The sequence below is a fragment of the Ensifer sp. NM-2 genome, from assembly GCF_003024455.1.
Taxonomy (GTDB): Bacteria; Pseudomonadota; Alphaproteobacteria; order Rhizobiales; family Rhizobiaceae; genus Ensifer; species Ensifer canadensis.
The window spans coordinates 296879-313071 of sequence record NZ_PVZR01000005.1 but is presented as its reverse complement, the minus strand read 5'-3'; the positions used below and the strand labels follow the sequence as shown (position 1 = coordinate 313071).

16 protein-coding genes and 2 pseudogenes are annotated in these 16193 nt (G+C 57.5%); 9 read left to right on the top strand and 9 right to left on the bottom strand.

What is annotated here, in order from left to right:
• Positions 1–61 precede the first annotated feature (61 nt).
• The gene (locus C6558_RS13270) at positions 62–676 is read right to left on the bottom strand and encodes a CGNR zinc finger domain-containing protein (RefSeq protein WP_107027329.1); all 615 of its coding nucleotides are present in this window, start codon (positions 674–676) and stop codon (positions 62–64) included.
• Between the two features lie 83 nt (positions 677–759).
• On the opposite strand from C6558_RS13270, the gene C6558_RS13265 reads away from it, so the two are divergent.
• A complete protein-coding gene (locus C6558_RS13265) occupies positions 760–1581 on the top strand; it encodes a DMT family transporter (RefSeq protein ID WP_057213969.1) in 822 nt (273 codons plus the stop codon).
• A gap of 316 nt (positions 1582–1897) precedes the next feature.
• On the opposite strand, the gene C6558_RS13260 is transcribed toward C6558_RS13265, so the two are convergent.
• The 3 genes from C6558_RS13260 to C6558_RS39910 all read right to left on the bottom strand — a co-directional run bounded on the left by C6558_RS13260 (position 1898) and on the right by C6558_RS39910 (position 3700).
• On the bottom strand, positions 1898–2164 hold the full coding sequence (locus C6558_RS13260; RefSeq protein WP_146160892.1) for a hypothetical protein: 267 nt from the start codon (positions 2162–2164) through the stop codon (positions 1898–1900).
• Positions 2165–2700: 536 nt separating this feature from the next.
• Positions 2701–3009, bottom strand: a complete 309-nt coding sequence (locus C6558_RS13255) for a DUF982 domain-containing protein (RefSeq protein WP_082557310.1) — start codon at positions 3007–3009, stop codon at positions 2701–2703.
• A 532-nt stretch (positions 3010–3541) separates the two neighbouring features.
• Positions 3542–3700: a hypothetical protein gene (locus tag C6558_RS39910; RefSeq protein WP_158268931.1), complete on the bottom strand. Its 159-nt coding sequence runs from the start codon at positions 3698–3700 to the stop codon at positions 3542–3544.
• A 1340-nt stretch (positions 3701–5040) separates the two neighbouring features.
• On the opposite strand from C6558_RS39910, the gene repA reads away from it, so the two are divergent.
• Positions 5041–6237 (top strand): plasmid partitioning protein RepA, encoded by a 1197-nt coding sequence (gene repA, locus C6558_RS13240; RefSeq protein WP_057213959.1) that lies wholly within the window; start codon positions 5041–5043, stop codon positions 6235–6237.
• Between the two features lie 3 nt (positions 6238–6240).
• Positions 6241–7263, top strand: coding sequence for a plasmid partitioning protein RepB (gene repB / locus C6558_RS13235; RefSeq protein ID WP_057213956.1), 1023 nt, complete (start codon positions 6241–6243; stop codon positions 7261–7263).
• 257 nt (positions 7264–7520) lie between these two features.
• Here the strand turns inward: repB and C6558_RS13230 are convergent, their stop codons facing one another.
• From C6558_RS13230 to C6558_RS40730, 3 genes are all read right to left on the bottom strand, one after another.
• Positions 7521–7910 carry a hypothetical protein gene (locus C6558_RS13230; protein WP_057214144.1) on the bottom strand — a complete coding sequence of 130 codons (390 nt, stop codon included), beginning with the start codon at positions 7908–7910 and terminating at the stop codon, positions 7521–7523.
• Positions 7911–8374: 464 nt separating this feature from the next.
• A complete protein-coding gene (locus C6558_RS13225) occupies positions 8375–8983 on the bottom strand; it encodes a transposase (RefSeq protein WP_244494634.1) in 609 nt (202 codons plus the stop codon).
• A gap of 19 nt (positions 8984–9002) precedes the next feature.
• Entirely contained in the window at positions 9003–9290 is a 288-nt protein-coding gene (locus C6558_RS40730) for a hypothetical protein (RefSeq protein ID WP_063997083.1), read from the bottom strand.
• 406 nt (positions 9291–9696) lie between these two features.
• On the opposite strand from C6558_RS40730, the gene ltrA reads away from it, so the two are divergent.
• From ltrA to C6558_RS13195, 5 genes and pseudogenes are all read left to right on the top strand, one after another.
• Positions 9697–11172 (top strand): group II intron reverse transcriptase/maturase, encoded by a 1476-nt coding sequence (gene ltrA, locus C6558_RS13215; protein ID WP_057214141.1) that lies wholly within the window; start codon positions 9697–9699, stop codon positions 11170–11172.
• 168 nt (positions 11173–11340) lie between these two features.
• Positions 11341–11670, top strand: a complete 330-nt coding sequence (locus C6558_RS13210) for a hypothetical protein (RefSeq protein WP_107027327.1) — start codon at positions 11341–11343, stop codon at positions 11668–11670.
• Positions 11667–12947, top strand: coding sequence for a lipoprotein-releasing ABC transporter permease subunit (locus tag C6558_RS13205; protein ID WP_107027326.1), 1281 nt, complete (start codon positions 11667–11669; stop codon positions 12945–12947). The genes C6558_RS13210 and C6558_RS13205 overlap by 4 nt, the downstream gene beginning before the upstream one ends.
• Before the next feature lie 505 nt (positions 12948–13452).
• Positions 13453–13728 (top strand): type II toxin-antitoxin system ParD family antitoxin, encoded by a 276-nt coding sequence (locus C6558_RS13200; protein ID WP_057213948.1) that lies wholly within the window; start codon positions 13453–13455, stop codon positions 13726–13728.
• Positions 13709–14060: pseudogene (locus C6558_RS13195) on the top strand (type II toxin-antitoxin system RelE/ParE family toxin). Before C6558_RS13200 ends, C6558_RS13195 begins: the two are co-directional and overlap by 20 nt.
• 8 nt (positions 14061–14068) lie before the next feature.
• On the opposite strand, the pseudogene C6558_RS40725 reads toward C6558_RS13195, so the two are convergent.
• Both C6558_RS40725 and C6558_RS13185 read right to left on the bottom strand, forming a co-directional pair.
• A pseudogene (locus C6558_RS40725) lies at positions 14069–14378 on the bottom strand (integrase); the annotation flags it as partial.
• 103 nt (positions 14379–14481) lie between these two features.
• A complete protein-coding gene (locus C6558_RS13185; protein WP_057214137.1) occupies positions 14482–15087 on the bottom strand; it encodes a chloramphenicol phosphotransferase in 606 nt (201 codons plus the stop codon).
• A gap of 565 nt (positions 15088–15652) precedes the next feature.
• On the opposite strand from C6558_RS13185, the gene C6558_RS13180 reads away from it, so the two are divergent.
• Positions 15653–16015 carry a low affinity iron permease family protein gene (locus C6558_RS13180; protein ID WP_082557309.1) on the top strand — a complete coding sequence of 121 codons (363 nt, stop codon included), beginning with the start codon at positions 15653–15655 and terminating at the stop codon, positions 16013–16015.
• The last annotated feature ends 178 nt before the right edge of the window (positions 16016–16193 follow it).

Here is a 16193-nt window from a genome sequence, read left to right as displayed (position 1 = left end):
ATAAGGCCCAACGTCTGAAACTCGTGTCCGCAGCGTTGAAAAACACGTCGGGCGGACTGACCTAGCTCGATCCTTTTGCGCGGTATCGTTTCACTCGGGCATATGTCCCGCAGATGTCGTCCGAGCACCAATGTCTTCGTCCGGATCGCGAGTGATCGAGAAACAGCCAGCCACAATTGTGACCGGGGCACTGCTTGATCGCGCGACGGGTGTCGCGGGTTGTAAACAGGTCAACGGCCAAGCAAGCAATCTTGGAAGCGATGTCTTGGAGGTCTTGCACGGATTCGCTCCAGGCGATCTGTCCATCCTGTCGTATCAGGATGGTTCGGCCGGCAAGCCATCGTTTCGCCATGCGACCGATCAAGTGCAGATCCTTTTTCGGCGGTGCTTGGCACCGGACCTCGGCTTGCGCGATTTTGTAAATAGCCTCTCGTAGGGCTCGCGCCTCTTCAAGTGCTTTTTCCGCGATTTGTGGATGCGCCGCGGCTTTTGAACCGAGCCGAGCTTCGTCGGCGGTGCCTATGACGCCAAGCCGAGTCGCCCACTCGATCAAATGATTGAACGAGACAAGAGCATCGGGCCCGAGGCGATCCTTGCGGCTGTCCACGGTGTTGACGTAGTCGAGCACGGGATGTCCACCAAGGAGGCGAAGTTCGGCGATCGGTTTGGGTTGCATCCATCAATTATCGAACTTGGGAACAAAATTGGCAAGATGAAGTTGTAACGGTATAAGCTACTTTTAACCGTTACAGTGCTGATATGACCTCGCAGCGAAACCTCATCGGTTTTCTTATCCTGTGCCTCATTTGGGGATCCACTTGGATCGGCATATCCGCTGGCGTGCGTACCGTGCCGCCGGTGATCTTCGCAGGCACGCGATTCGCAGCGGCAGGTGTTTTGCTGCTAGCAATCGCCACCTTCAGGCACGGCTTCATCGTTCCCGCTCCTGGCGAACGCTTGCGGTTGCTTGCGGCCAGTGTGCTGTCGATCACGCTTTGCTACGCTCCCCTGTTCTGGGGCATGAAGTATGTGGCTTCTGGCACCGCGGCGGTGCTCGAGATGTCGCTGACGCCGCTTGCCTTGCTCGGCTTTGCCATTTGTCTGCGCGAAGAAAGCTGGAACCGCACACGAGGCGTGGCGATTGCGGTCGGAACAGTTGGTTTGGCGATCTTGTTTCTACCGGATGCGTCGCTCGACCCGGATCAAAGTTCAGACAATGCAATGAAAGTCCTGGGCGCCGCAGCGGTGGCTTGGGCTGCGATCTCGTCGGCCTGGGGGTCTATTCTCTCGCGCGCTCTTCTATCTCAACACCATCCGATCTTGATAGCAGGATGGACAACGCTTGTCGGGGGGCTCCTGCTCATCACCACATCGATCGCTTTCGAGCCAGGTGGCGCGGCCGCCTTGACGAGAGGATGGGAGAAGGAAGCGATGGCAGGCTGGATTTTCCTGGTGATTTTTGGCTCGGTCGTCGGATACACGATCTACATGCGGCTTATCCGGTATCGGATCACGTGCCGGGAACTTTGCTTTCGTGTCCCCGGTAATCGCCATCATGACTGGAATAGGGTTCAATGGTGAAATTATCGGAGTTCTTGATCTTTTCGGCATGACATTGATGCTTGGGGCCGCCTATCTATCATTGCGTTCTCAAGCGGCGGACCGATCTATCGAGGGCAAGAACCGGCAAGAGTTGGAATGCACTGGCGATCCATATGGGGCTGGTTATCGGCCGCCATCGTGAGAACCGCCCATGGATTGGGTCGCGCTTAGGAATTTGCTGGCGCGAGGCCGAGGATGCAATCCCTTCCGACCGAAACCCTGCGGTTGGACGCGCCGCAGTGAGACACCGAGCCGGCTTTTCGGGAAAGCGCTCTCGAACCGGGTCGCGAATTGATCAGGGTATGTCCATGAGGCGCAGCAGCCAGCGTTTCCTGTCGCGTTTTGCTCGACCTGCTTCTGTTTCGGCAATGGCGACTTTGAGTGCGCGCGCCACAAGCTCATCAGCCTCGTCTGCATCCGGGAAATGGATGCGCGCTGAGGCCCGCAACGTGGCGAGTAGGGCGCTGTCTTCGTCTGAAGTGATCTTCATCTTATCAGAACGTGAAGAAGCGGCGCGAGTTCCGAGCGACGTCCATTCGCTAGCGCGCAAAGTCTCCAGCATCGGGCTGGAGGGCAAATCCCGTATCGCGTGGAAGCCGGCAGGAAGGTTTGCCTGCGGAGGTCACCGGGCTGCCTCCCCATCATCGTACATTAGACGTAAGGGGAGGCCGAAACATACGAAGATATGGTTCGATGCTGTTTTCGAGCTCACGACAAATACGTTCGTATTTGCCAATCAGGAGCAGATCAGGGCAGCCGCAGAAGCGGAGTGTATCCAGCTGCATCGATGCCTCTGCGTAAGCGATGCAGATTTCGGTTAAGGCCGGGCTTTTCAGCTCCGACAACACCGGTACGATGGCAAGCGCAGCTTCAACCTTGCTTTGCCAACCTTCTCCAATTTCATAGCCAACTCCCTACCGGCCCGCCCGAAACGCAAGCCGAGAGACGAACCCGGTTGGCTTAAGAAGGTTCCGCAAGCTCGATGCCGGCACCCCATGCGATGAACTGCATATCAGCCATCAAAGAAAGGGCCCCACGCAGGGGGCCAGGAGTGGATGAAGACTTTACCTGGCTTCATTGGACGCATTTTTGGCAACACTAGGCCGCTCTTTGCGGACTGTTGTCATTGCGTTTCGATGTTCGCAGATGCTCGAACGTTCCTGTGGCCGGCATACCAGCTTCCAGGCATGCAGCGATAAACGCTTCTCGGGCCACCGCTATCGGTGCCGATCTGTTGAGCGCGCCACGGCAGGTCCTAATCGCTCGTTCGTAGCGTTGTCCACGTCGAAGTGGCCATTCATTCTCGAGAAAATCAAGAGCATCGTAGACCGAGGAGAAAACTCGGCTTGTACCGTTTTGCAGCCGCACCAACAGCGGCACCGACCATGGCATCTCCGGAATGTGCATTGGTTCCTCCTTGACATTCTACCGGATGAAAAGAAGACGAAATCGATATTGGAAACACACATCGCCACTTCAAGGGTATGAAAAGAAGACGTCGAAAAAATTTTGTTGCCGCTTGGCCGCCCCCTTTCGGCTCGGGCGGCTTCATCTCCCCGGCCGTGGCGTTCGCCCGTCGCCTGAGTTTTTCCCGCGTCGCTTATGATCTTTGCGAGCCTGTGAGTTGCCTGAGCTTGCAAGGGTGTTGCGCAGCTGTGCGTTGCCGATCGCGGTCTGACGCGGTGTTGGAAGCAAATCCGCACGTACATTGCCTCCACCCAGCCTCGACATCCAGCATTCGCACTGGCCCCAGGCGCCTACTGAGTGCTAACGATAGTGCCGTAGATGACGATGAAGGCGTAAATAGCGAAAGCACTGATCGCAACCCCGACAATGAATAGCGCAAGCCGGCTACCCGCCAACACTTTTTGCCTTTTCTGCCAGGGCAAGTCTGCGGAGGGAGGAAGGTCTGTGGGTGTGTCGCTCGGATCCATCGCTCCTACTTGCTCTGATCAATCGCGTGAGGCGCTGGCTGACCATCTGGCTCAGCTGGCGTCCAGAACATCAAGTATGATCCGGCGATAATGAGCGCGATGGCGAATATTGCCGCAACGAACGTCATCATGCCGGTCTTTGCTCGCTCTTCGGTGCTCTTCATGAGGCTACCAACCTCGTTCACTGAAGAATGTTCCGAAGCCAAGGTCTCGCACATCCCTACTGCCCTCAGCGCAATCTTCTAATTTTCGCCTCGTCGATGGCCGCGATGAATGTGGATCGAGCCTGCTTCACGGGCATGTGCCAAACTTAGCGTCAGGGCAGAGATTAACCGCCGTTCCATAGCGAAATCCGGACTGAACTGGCCAGCAACCGGTAAGGAGACGAACCGGTGTGCCGGGTCCCACGCGATCTGCTTACCGTGTGGCTGCTGCAGCTCACAATGACGCATTCTACCCAGGTTTCGCGCATGTTCGGCCTCCGGAAATCGTCGCCTACCACACGTCAACGACTACAGTCAGTTCCGGAGTGAAGGGGATGCTGAGTGTAGCTTCTGGTCCTCGTGAGGCTCCCGATTGTCAACCTTGGGAACGATAAATGATGCCGGCAAGTTATTAGCGTTCTGGGCAATCCGAACGGGGAACGGACGGTTCCAAGCATATCGAGCGCGAACGCGGTTGAACGGCCATCCGCCTTCATGACCTGCGCTCCTGCCCCTGGCCTGTTAACACCGCCTCAATTCCGGAGTTGTACATGTACAACCAACCGGGAATGACTTTTGCCCTGATAACACTGGCGTAAACTGAGTTACGGGACAAAACCGCGCGCAAATGCTGCAAATGCGCAGTTCTTGGGCCAACTATAGCAGCCCTAACTCTTTGATATAGTTGATATTTATACGCATACGGAAACTAATGGCAAGTTACGTTCCGTCAGTCGGACGTCACGGCGGCTTTCGATCCATCCATTTTTTGGCGCATCGAACGCTAGGACTCACTTTCTAGCATACAACAGGTGGCGACGCCACCCGTGAGCGGGTTTGCCTGCAACGACGAAACAAGCCTGCGAGCAATGTTGCCTGCGCTCAAAGGAAGGCTTCCTGGCAAAGGCGGATCGCGCAAACTCGCAGAACTGTCGGTAACGTAGGCTAGCCGCGCATGTTCCTTGGACAACTTCGGTTGGATTTTGCTCCAGCTACTGGACAGAATATTCGGCATCTGCCGCGGCAAAAAATCAGGCAACGGGCGCGTCGAAGAAGTATTCGGCTCCAAACACCGACCCGCCTGACGAACGCAACCTCGTGCGAAGCGAGCGGGCGCTGTCCACTCTTCTGCCGTCTGTTGTACACGTACAACTGCCCAGCACCAAAGGAGATTGAGATAAGTTGTACATGCACAACGCAACCGAGAGGGTTGCAGCCCATGTTGGAATCGGGTTACTCCTGATCAGCGCATATTGCCGTCAAAACCGCAAATAAGCGCGGATAGGACAAAAGAGAAACCGATGCTCAACAAACCTCTGAAAGCCGCTGGTGGACTACGCTCCCTAATCGCTTCTGACGCAGAGGAACTGTCGCGTCAATTGCAGGCGCATCAGCAACGCACCTTCCCACCGACCGCACGCAAGACGATACGCAGCTTCACACCCGCCGAAGCCGCCGACTTCATCGGAATTCATCAAGGCTACCTCAGGCAGATTGTTTCGGAAGGGCATGGCCCAGAGCCGCTCCCCAATGGCAGACGGTTGTACAGCGTCGAAGATATTCAGGAGCTGCGCCGTCTGCTGGACGAGGGCGGGAAGGGACCTCGCCGCTATATCCGTCATCGCCAGGATGGCGAAAAGCTTCAGGTCATTTCCGTCATGAACTTCAAGGGCGGCTCGGGTAAGACGACCTCGTCTGCCCATCTCGCTCAATTCCTTGCCCTTCGCGGCTACCGCGTACTTGCAATCGATCTCGATCCGCAGGCATCGTTGTCCGCGCTCTTCGGCCATCAGCCAGAGCTCGACGTGGGCGAAAACGAGACGCTTTATGGCGCAATCCGCTACGACGAAGAGCGAAGAGACATAACCGAAATCGTTCGAGCGACATATACGCCCAATTTGCACATCATTCCGGGGAACCTGGAATTGATGGAATTCGAACACGAGACCCCCAAGGCTTTGATCGCTCGTGGTCGCAGCGATTCCATGTTCTTTGCCCGCATCGGCGAATGCCTGGCCGAAATCGAAAGCGCCTACGACATCGTCGTTATCGACTGCCCTCCCCAGCTTGGATTTCTAACACTGTCGGCGCTCTGCGCGGCGACCTCGGTTCTCATCACGGTTCACCCGCAGATGCTCGACGTCATGTCCATGAGCCAGTTCCTGCACATGACAGGCGACCTTCTCGAGGTCGTCGAGAACGCCGGCGGAACAATGGACTACGACTGGCTGCGCTACCTCGTGACGCGCTACGAGCCGAATGATGGCCCTCAGTCGCAAATGGCGGGCTTCATGCGTTCGATCTTCGGAAATCGCGTTCTCGAAAATGCGATGGTCAAGTCGACAGCGGTGTCGGATGCCGGCCTTACCAAGCAGACGTTGTACGAAGTCGATCGGAGCCAGTTTACCCGCGGCACATACGATCGTGCACTCGAGTCACTGACGGCGGTAAACGCCGAAATCGAGGACCTCGTGAAGCAGACCTGGGGAAGGAAATAAGCGATGGCGCGCAAAAATGTCTTCGGAATAGAACAGGGGGACCTCCCCTCATCGCTCGATGTGCAACATGAGCGCCCGCTCGCCGAATTGCGCCCTTTGGCCGGCTTTGAAAAGCCGTTGAAGCGTGCTTCACCGGTTGGCGCCATCTCGCAATCTCTCGGCGGCATCAACGAACGCGCGCAACGCGTCGAGGATCTTGAGAAGCAGTTGGCAAAGGGCCAGGCCGTCGTAGAACTGGACCCGGAGCTGATCGATGTCTCCTTCGTTTCGGATCGATTGGGCGTTAGCCAAGATGATCAGGATCTCCTGGAGGCTCAGATTCGCGAGCATGGCCAGCAGGTCCCCATCCTAGTCAGGCCGCATCCGACAAGCGATGGCCGTTATCAGGTTGCATACGGCCACAGGCGCCTGGCGGCCGTTCGTCAGATCGGCGGCACGATCAAAGCCGTGGTCAGGGAGCTGAGCGACGAGCAACTGGTCGTCAGCCAGGGACAAGAGAACAACGCGCGCACCGATCTTTCCTTCATCGAGCGGTCCTTCTTCGCCTCGCGCCTTGAGCAACGCGAGTTCAGCAGGGACGTCATCATGTCGGCCCTGGGCGTCGACAAGGCAGCGCTCTCACGTATGATTGCCCTCGTTACACGGCTACCGGGCGCCCTCATCGAGGCGGTAGGGCCGGCTCCAGGCTTCGGCCGAACCCGTTGGGCCGATATTGCGGATCTGATGGAAGATAAGCCAAAGCACCAGGTAGCGTTGAAGCTGATCGAAGAGCCGGCTTTCAAAAATTTCTCGTCAGACGACCGCTTTCTTGCCGTGTACAACTGCCTGAAGCAGGTGCCAGAGCCGGCTAGAAAATCGGTGTGGAAAGACGGTTCGGGCGAAAAGGCCGTGCGGGTTTCGGAAAATGGCGAGCGCCTTAGCATCGTATTCGATAAGCGCGTAGCAGCCGACTTCGGTTCCTTCGTCGAGCATAAGCTCGATGAGTTGTACGCAGAGTTCCAGCAAAGGCAGGCTTCAGGAGGCTGATGAATAAAGAAAAAGGCCCCAAACGTTTCCGTCGTGGAGCCCTTCTCGATCTGTAGCAAGGTGAGATTCGCATTTCCACGAGATTCAGTCAAGAGTCTTCAGCATCCCTTTGATGCCTGGATTCGTTGAATCGTGCTCTGTCGCCTCACAAAAATGCGGCTTTCGCATCGATTGGTCGCGCCTTCACGTTCTTGACGGGCACCCCGGCAATGGTCAGCAGGGGTGTCCGCTCACGGTCGTTGCCAATGTTCAACGCTCTAAAGCAGCAGTGATCTGACAGTTCGAGCAGCGGTCGCTCCACTGATAGTTGTGCCGAAATGGCAGTAGCAGATCACTTCGTGCAATTGCTCGGCACTCACTTCGAAAAAGCGCCTTGCTTCGCCGAAGGTATCGTTTTTCAATCCGGCCGCGCGCAATACCGGGTCTTCGGACGCAACCGAGATCGGCGAGTTATCGCTACGCATCTTGTCACGCAGACGAGCCGGCTGATACTCGATTTCGAAAAGCGTGGAGAGTAGCCGCTGCGGCTTCTGCTCAAGACGTCCCGCCCAGCGCTCCCAGCGGTCGTTGCGAGAAAGGGTCATTTGCTGCAGGCCCTGTTCGACCTGCGCTACTGCCGATAGTTGCTCGCGTGTTTGGTGCCTCATGTTCGCCTCCATTCAGACGATCAAACCGGCGCCAGCCATTTCCGTCCTCAAAGCGGTACGCTTGTCTTGGCGAATGTGTAATCGCGCCGCGACGTTAGGCTCTCCTTTCAAAGGGACGTATGCGGCTTGTGCTAAGCGATCGAGCCACTATCGCCGATGGCCGGAGTAAACGCATGCGCGTATGTGTGACGACGGCACCGTTGGATCTTCAGAAGAGCTGAGAGGCGGGTTGGTAGTGTCTGGTTTCGATAAAAACAATCGGGACGAGAGCGCAGGCGCTTAGAACAACGACGCGGCCGATGCGTGCTGTCCAACGGAAATAGTCCATTTCAGTTCGTTTCCGATCAAAAGTGAGACGGCAATGGTGAGGCAAGTTGCGCATGAATGAGGGAACCTTACTGGCAATTAACTTCCGTTTGGGGAATTTGCGGTGTTACTTCAGTGGGTTTGTGCCTCTTCCGATTTCAATTGAAGCGCCATGCTGAGGTAACCGGGGCAGATTGGTTGGCCGTGCCGCATTGATGGGCGAAGCGCGTCGCGATGTGGATCATACCGTGGGCTGAGGAAGTGCGGGACGCCCGATCGTAGGGGAGGGGTGGAGCGGCTAGGCTCTGGTCGCGACAAGTGTGGCCAGCGGCGGAATGGCTTGGCCTTCCAGACCGATCCGATCGCCGAGATAGTGCCAGAACGACAGGCAGCTTTCGGCAGGTCTTCATCAGCCCAAGCATGGTGTCGCGCGCGACACGACCATCCCGGCTCATCGTGCCGCCGGAGATTTTTCGTTTGGTGACGAAGCTGTGCAGATCGTTCTCCGAGGCATTGGTGTGCAGCGGGATCCCCGGCCGGTCCAACACCTTGAGCAGTTCATCCTTTCGGCGACAAAGACGAGCCAGAAGCTTATCGAGCTCTTGATAGCCGGTGCGCAGCGAGAAGATCCGCGCGAAGCGTTTGTGGAATGCGGCGGCAAGGCCGGGCGGGGCCTTTCGCCTGACGCTCTTGAGTGTCCGGTAGAACCGCCAGACGAGATCCCGCACCGTCTCGACCTTGCGGGCCTGCCGCGGTGTTGCCGGCATCAGTTTTTGCAGCAGCCGTTCAGCGTGGGCCCAACACAGAGCATTTGCCGACCCGCAACTGGCCGGCATCGTCGGAGACGATCACCGTCTCGGCGAGAAGACCGTGATGGCGAATGGATCCCCAGATGCCGGCTTCCGCGAGCACGCGGACCGTCAGCCTGTCGAAGATGTCGATACCCTTGCCGGCCAGGTATTCGAGGAACGGCACCTGGTTGCAAAAGCGCCGCGGTTCATGGCTGTGGAGTTTCGCCGCGAGTGCCGGATCGGCGCGACGGTTGTCCAGATAGTTGAAGGCGGCATCGTTCAAGACACAGTCGTGATAGCTGCCTCTGAGCAGCGACAGGAAGTTCAGCCGGGACTTTGAAGCGGTGGTAGATGGTGCAAGTCCATTACGATGAAAGAGTGGCGATCCACATCGGCCCCGAGTCATGCGCGGGCAGTCGTGAGGCTGTACGTGAAGTGTTGACAGGGGAGCATGCAGGCCAGCCATTGAGCCGCGAAAGACTGGACATTTCGGGTGCCGACGCATTCCACCTACGCGGAAGGCAATACGAACAAGCACATTATCGCAAGTGTCTGTTCGACCCGGCGTGGTCGCAGACCCTGGCATGCATGGACGCTCCTTGCACGGGAACCGGGGGGCCTCGTGATTGGCCAGCGTGGCGTAGCCCCATGTTGGTCCGCATCGGGAAGGTGAGGAACCTTAGCCGATGATGCACGATCATGAGGAGTCTGATTCCGCCATAGTAGCGAAGAACCCTGCGAACAAAGTCGGTCTGCCGGCGGCGGAGCAGGAGGAGCGAAGGGCGGGAACCGAGGGGAATCCGGATCAGCACAGCACGCGCCGGGCACAGGACCGGGAAAGTGTGTCCCATGCGCTGGACCGCATACGGCAAGCCGCAAAGCAAAGGAAGAAGGAGAAGTTCACCGCGCTCTTCCACCACATCAATCCAGAGATGCTGAGGACGGCGTTCTACGCACTCAAGCGTAACGCGGCCCCCGGCGTGGACGGACAAACGTGGCGAACCTACGAAGCAGACCTCGATCAAAGGATCGCGGACCTGCATTGCCGGGTTCAACGGGAAGCGTATCGCGCCCTACCGTCAAGGCGGACGTATATACCGAAGCCAGACGGACGGCAGAGGCCGCTTGCGATTTCTGCCCTTGAAGACAAGATTGTCCAGAGGGCGACGGCGGCTGTGCTGAACCAAATCTACGAGGAGGACTTCCTCGGGTTCAGCTATGGGTTCCGACCGGGGCGCGGCCAGCATGATGCGCTGGACGCCTTGTTTGTCGGGATCGAAACGCGAAAGGTGAGCTACATTCTCGACGCCGACATTGCGGGCTTTTTCGACGGCGTCAGCCAGGACTGGCTGGTCCGCTTCGTAGAGCACCGCATCGGCGATAGGCGCATCATCCGCCTGATCCGCAAATGGCTCAGGGCGGGTATTCTGGAAAACGGGATCGTTGCGGCTAGTGAAAGGGGAACCGGGCAGGGATCGGTGATTTCGCCACTGCTTGCCAATATCTACCTGCACTACGTCTTCGATCTTTGGGCGGATCGTTGGCGACGACGTGAGGCCACCGGCGATGTGATCATCGTGCGCTACGCGGACGATATCGTGGTTGGCTTCCAATACGAAGCCGATGCCCGGCGTTTCTGGGACATGATGCGAGAACGGTTGCAGGAGTTTGCGTTGCAGCTTCATCCGGACAAGACCCGACTGATAGCGTTTGGCCGCTTTGCGGCTACCACCCGCAAGAAGAAAGGTCTTGGCAAACCGGAGACGTTCGACTTCCTAGGCTTTACACATATCTGCGCAAGGGATCGGCATGGCCGGTTTCAAATCCGACGTAAGAGTCGGCGAGACCGCAGACGAGCAAAGCTGAAGGAGATCAAGAGCGAACTGCAACGACGCTTGCATCACCCGATCCCGGAACAGGGAAAGTGGTTGAGGCAGGTGATCACCGGATACTTCGCCTATCATGCCGTACCGACCAATCATTGGTCGCTCTGGGCGTTCCGGGAACATGTCAAACGGCTATGGCTGCGAGCGCTGCGGCGACGCAGCCAGAAACATGTCCTGACATGGAACCGGATGTCGAAGATGGCCGATGAATGGCTTCCGCTACCACGTATCCTTCATCCTTGGCCGAATGCGCGTTTTGCCGTCAAACACTCAAGGTAGGAGCCGGATGCGGGAATTCCGCACGTCCGGATCTGTGCGGGGGCGGCGCTCAGCAATGAGCGTCCCTACCGCGAACAGGCTTTTGGCCGACCCACTGAGGGAAGTGTGCATAAGTGAGAGCGAGCCGTTTTTGGTGGCGCCAGGGGGATTCCGCGCTTGGGGCAAATCATGATGCCTTCGGCCATGGCCAAAAAACGACTTGCCTCGCCCGAACATGCTGACACGCTTTCGCTGAAGGCGTTGCGCAACCTTGTGACGGTTCTGGTCGATCAGGTCAGCAAGCTTTCAGCGGAAGTCACTACCCTTCTGTTGCCGGTACCGTCCCGGCCGGGGACCGGGCCTTCAAATGTGCTGCACCCGAGTCCGCCGCAATGTTCACGCAATGCTTGGTTGATAGCCTTTTCCAACGATACATCTTATCGCCTTCCCGATCACCATCATGCAACTCGCAAGGCCACACGGATTGTGGTGGTCGGAGCTCCGGGAGCCACCGCATGAGGGAAGTCGTCTCAAAAATGGGCGCGGGGCCGTTTTCGGCCTTCGAGCGCATGGTCGCGTGGCGCTATCTGCGCTCCAAGCGCAAGGAAACGGTGGTTTCTGCCATCTCGATCATCTCGTTCATCGGCATCATGCTGGGTGTGGCGACGCTGATCACCGTCATGGCGGTTATGAACGGCTTTCGCGCCGAACTCCTCGCCCGCCTCCTCGGCATCAACGGTCATCTGATCGTGCAGCCGCTCGAAAGCGGTCTCGACGACTATGAGGAGATCGTCGCGCGCTTCAACGGCATTACCGGCGTGCGCTATGCAATGCCGCTGGCCCAGGGGCAGGTGCTCGCAAGCGGCCGGATCGGTTCGGGAACCGGCGCGCTGGTGCGCGGCGTGCGCGAGGAGGACATCGGCAAGCTGGACCTGGTCTCGAACAATATTCGCCAGGGCACGCTCGACGGCTTCGACGCATCGGAAGGTGTGGCCATCGGCAAGCGGATGGCCGAAAGCCTAGGTCTATCGGTCGGCGACGGCATCCAGCTTGTCGCGCCCGAAGGCGACGTAACCCCGCTCGGCGTCACCCCGCGCCAGAAGATCTATACAGTGGCTGCGATCTTCGAGGTCGGCATCTCGGAATATGACAGTTCGATCATCTATCTGCCGCTCAGCGAAGCCCAGCTCTTCTTCAATTCTGAAGGCGTCGTGCAATCTATCGAGGTCTTCGTCGACGACCCGGATGAGGTGGACCAGTTACGCCCGGCCGTCGGGGGCGCGGCATTGCGGCCCGTGTTTCTGACGGACTGGCGCCAGCGCAACCACACCTTTTTCTCGGCCCTTCAGGTCCAGCGCAACGTCATGTTCATGATCCTGACGCTGATTGTGCTGGTCGCCGCGCTCAACATCATTTCGGGATTGTCCATGCTGGTCAAGGACAAGGGTCCCGACATCGCGATTCTGCGCACGATGGGCGCGACGAGCGGCGCGGTCATGCGCATCTTCTTCATGACAGGGGCGGCAATCGGCGTCGTCGGCACGATCGCGGGCGTCGTGCTCGGCGTCATCGTGTGCATGAATATCGAACTGATCCGCCAGTTCTTTTCGTGGCTGTCGGGGACGACGCTGTTCAATCCCGAGATTTATCTCCTTAGCCAGTTGCCCGCACGCATGGACATCGCGGAAACCCTATCGGTCGTCCTGATGGCGCTGGTCCTCTCTTTCCTCGCCACGCTCTTCCCGGCCTGGCGGGCAGCCAGGCTCGATCCCGTCGATGCGCTCAGGTACGAATGACGATGGCGAAGAGGTTCTGCAACTCAAGCCCCTCTCCTCTCCTCACCGCCGATGTCCCGCACTTGCTCACCCTACGGCCCACAAATCTGCCCCGGTTACATGCTGAAAACCCACACCTGAATTTTGACCTAACGTCTCACGCCGGGAGCAGGGGAGGGCTCTCAAAGCCCCGACGCCTTCGTGAGATTGGTGTGGCAGCGGTCGCGTCGGCGCGATATTTGCTGCGTCCTTTTTCAGCGTGCCGCCGATGCTTTGCACATATCGCTCATCAACCCGTCGAAACGCTAGACCCGCGGGCAGCCAATGGCCAAAGAATTCAAGTCCTCGCTCAGCCTCGGCGGCGTCGCCACCCGCGACGTCGGCAATCGCGGTTCCTTCGACTAGGTGCGCGTCACCTCCTTGCCATTGAGGCGATCCGACCCGACATCCCTGACTTTGTCGTCCTATCGGATCATCTCGTCAGATTGACGAATGTGCTAGTGTTAAGCTCAAAGGAGTTGAACCTATGAGTGTCAAATCGTCGATCTCGCTGACCGACCAGCAGGATGCGTTTGCCCGTTCGCTGGTTGAGAGCGGCCGGTATTCCAGCATGAGTTCCGTTCTTCAGCAGGGCCTCGAACTGCTTTGGCAAAAGACGGAAACTGAGGCCGTTGAAACGGCAGCGCTTCGGGAATTGGTCCAGCGGCGATTGAACGGACCGATGATTTCTGCCACGGAAATGGAAAGCCGCGTCGCGGCAATGATCGAGCGGAAGCGACGGGTTGTTCGTGTGGGCTCTTGAATATTCTAAAGATGCCGAACGCGATTTCGAGTTGATCTTCGATCATCTGTTCGACGCCTATGTCGAACTCGGGGACCCGCCTGGCGAGGCTGTGAAGCGTACCAGCTGAACGGATCCGCAAATTGCGTGTCGAAATCGATCGCCTCGTCGAGACGCCCTATATCGGGACTCTGCGGCCCGATATTCATCCCGAGATGCGGTTTCTTCCGCGGGACAACACGGCTGTTTGGTTTCTACCGGTTGAACATAGCCGCACAATTATTATCGCGGCCATCTTCTACGGTGCGCAGGACCACATCAGAAATATGCTCGCACATATGCTGGCGGGATAAGGTCCCCACAGCCCCGCGGCCTTCGTCAGATTGAACCTAAATCCGTCGCGTCGGCGCTGGGATTTGCGGATCATATCCGCGCTCGCATGGCCGATCTTCTTTTGCACATGACGCTCATCGACCTCGCCCGAGGGGGGCCAGGCCGCGCGCAGCGAATGACCGGAGAATTTGGCCGCAGGCTCGTTCCCACTGAGGTCGCCATGCAGGCCGGCGGCCAGGGCCGCGGACTTGACAAGGCGGGCGACCGCCTTGTCATCGAGGCGCTCCAGCCCAACGTCTTTGCCGCTTGGTGACGCGGCGGAATAACTTAGCCATCGCCGCGGCTATCGAAGCCTCCGTGGCTTCAGGTGGTCCAAAGCAGAGACTTATGCACACATGTCGGGACTGGTCGTGGACAATACCGGGAGAACCAATCCTAATTCTAGGTAACGAAACCTGTCGTTCGAGGTGGGCCAAAATCACCGGCAATCACTCGGATAACATGTTGCTGGATAGCAGCTGCACTGGCCCTCGCTGATTTCGAAGTGACGTCCAAATCCGAGGCAAACGGGTGTTGGGGATCGAAGACCCGAGCTTTTCTGCTTCTCTGTCTGGAGGCTCTTGTGTCAATCGACTTTAGTCGCTCACGACGTGTGGGAGTAGAAACACGGCGCGCCAACTCGTCCTCATCGCAAAGCAATCTTATGGGAATGAGCGACGCTGCACTTTGCTGCGCCGCGCCGGCTATCTGTTCAAACGTGCGAATACTGCCTTGATTGCCTTCGACAAGGGCCTGCGTGAAGATGAAGCTTGCCGAAGTGGGGCTGTAGGCCACAATCGCGTCCAGAACTACCTGTCGGATTCTTCCAGTGTATTCCGATATCCCGTTCGGGAGGGGCGTAATCCCGTCATCGTCCAGGAGGCGGAATATCGGATTGTTGAACCAATGGTTATCGATGACTTTTGCAGAAACGAGGGTGCTTAGTTCATTAGCAATTGTCAGCTTCCCGACGCCAGGGAAGCCCATTAGCAGAACGAAAACGCGCATATCAGCATTAGCCTCGTAACGGTGTTCCACGACAACAATAGGTAATTTCAAGAGCACCGCAATCTCGTCCGCGCCATCAAACATGCCCCAGTTACAATTTTTAGGCCGCAGCTAGATTGGAAGCAGCAGGATCGTAGCGGTGCGGCGGCGCTTCACCAAACAACAGACCCAGAGCGGCCTGAATTCCTGGTCGCACCGGATCACCCTTATTAACGTTCTGGCTACCTCGACCAATCGCTATCTGGCGCGATCGCCCCTACCTCGGTTGCTGCAATCCAGTATGACTTGACCACATGCTCGTTGAATTCGAAGAGCTTTGATCGTCGCGCGCAGCGTCGCCAATCCAGCCGGTCAGGGAATATTTGGCGCTGATTGAGAGTGTGCGCGGATCGCAAAGTTCCAACTAGCGTCTTGGAAAGATCGAAGAGCGATTGCGACGCATGAAGCACCAACATTTCGCCAACAGAGTAACTTTCTCAGCGCCCTGCGAGGCAGCATCTCGGTCGGAACAAAGATCTATCTAAGCCGTTGAAATGACGGAAGCTACAACAACGGATAGGCAGCAATGGAAAACTTGTTCACGCGCTTCGCCAACACGATTGCCCATTGGGCTGGGAAGCCTGTTATCTTCGTCGCGGCCGTGCTTTTAATTGCTGCGTGGGCTGTAAGCGGGCCCTTTTTCGGGTTCTCCGAAAACTGGCAGCTTGTTATCAATACGGGCACTACCATCATTACGTTTCTGATGGTCTTCGTGTTGCAGAACACGCAAAATCGCGACAATGAAGCAATTCAAGCGAAGCTAGATGAACTCATTCTCACGAGCCAAAATGCTGAGAACCGGTTCATAGGCATCGAGAAAAAAGCAGAGCGGGAAATCAGCGACGTAATTGCCGAGGTCGAAAGTGCAGCTTGCCGATCCGCCTCCTAAAGATGGCGGAAGGGAAGGGCCGGGGTAGCCGGCCAATGGTTCAGGCAATCGTCATTTGCAGGCTGGTCTCTGATAACGCGGCGGCCGATGCGTCGACCATCTGACTAGAACCAGCGGCGCAAGTTAAACGTCCGCTCCCCCACCCTCGTCTGCCGATTTGCGCGGCGATTCGGCGACT

Excerpts from the sequence above, each read along its gene's own strand:
- ltrA (WP_057214141.1), top strand. The coding sequence starts at position 9,697 with ATGCACGATCATGAGGAGTCTGATTCCGCCATAGTAGCGAAGAACCCT.
- C6558_RS13225 (WP_244494634.1), bottom strand. The coding sequence starts at position 8,983 with ATGCCGGCAACACCGCGGCAGGCCCGCAAGGTCGAGACGGTGCGGGAT.
- C6558_RS13210 (WP_107027327.1), top strand. The coding sequence starts at position 11,341 with ATGATGCCTTCGGCCATGGCCAAAAAACGACTTGCCTCGCCCGAACAT.
- C6558_RS13185 (WP_057214137.1), bottom strand. The coding sequence starts at position 15,087 with ATGCGCGTTTTCGTTCTGCTAATGGGCTTCCCTGGCGTCGGGAAGCTG.
- C6558_RS39910 (WP_158268931.1), bottom strand. The coding sequence starts at position 3,700 with ATGAAGAGCACCGAAGAGCGAGCAAAGACCGGCATGATGACGTTCGTT.
- C6558_RS13205 (WP_107027326.1), top strand. The coding sequence starts at position 11,667 with ATGAGGGAAGTCGTCTCAAAAATGGGCGCGGGGCCGTTTTCGGCCTTC.
- C6558_RS13270 (WP_107027329.1), bottom strand. The coding sequence starts at position 676 with ATGCAACCCAAACCGATCGCCGAACTTCGCCTCCTTGGTGGACATCCC.
- C6558_RS13260 (WP_146160892.1), bottom strand. The coding sequence starts at position 2,164 with ATGCTGGAGACTTTGCGCGCTAGCGAATGGACGTCGCTCGGAACTCGC.
- C6558_RS13230 (WP_057214144.1), bottom strand. The coding sequence starts at position 7,910 with ATGAGGCACCAAACACGCGAGCAACTATCGGCAGTAGCGCAGGTCGAA.
- repB (WP_057213956.1), top strand. The coding sequence starts at position 6,241 with ATGGCGCGCAAAAATGTCTTCGGAATAGAACAGGGGGACCTCCCCTCA.
- C6558_RS13255 (WP_082557310.1), bottom strand. The coding sequence starts at position 3,009 with ATGCACATTCCGGAGATGCCATGGTCGGTGCCGCTGTTGGTGCGGCTG.
- C6558_RS13180 (WP_082557309.1), top strand. The coding sequence starts at position 15,653 with ATGGAAAACTTGTTCACGCGCTTCGCCAACACGATTGCCCATTGGGCT.
- C6558_RS13200 (WP_057213948.1), top strand. The coding sequence starts at position 13,453 with ATGAGTGTCAAATCGTCGATCTCGCTGACCGACCAGCAGGATGCGTTT.
- C6558_RS13265 (WP_057213969.1), top strand. The coding sequence starts at position 760 with ATGACCTCGCAGCGAAACCTCATCGGTTTTCTTATCCTGTGCCTCATT.
- repA (WP_057213959.1), top strand. The coding sequence starts at position 5,041 with ATGCTCAACAAACCTCTGAAAGCCGCTGGTGGACTACGCTCCCTAATC.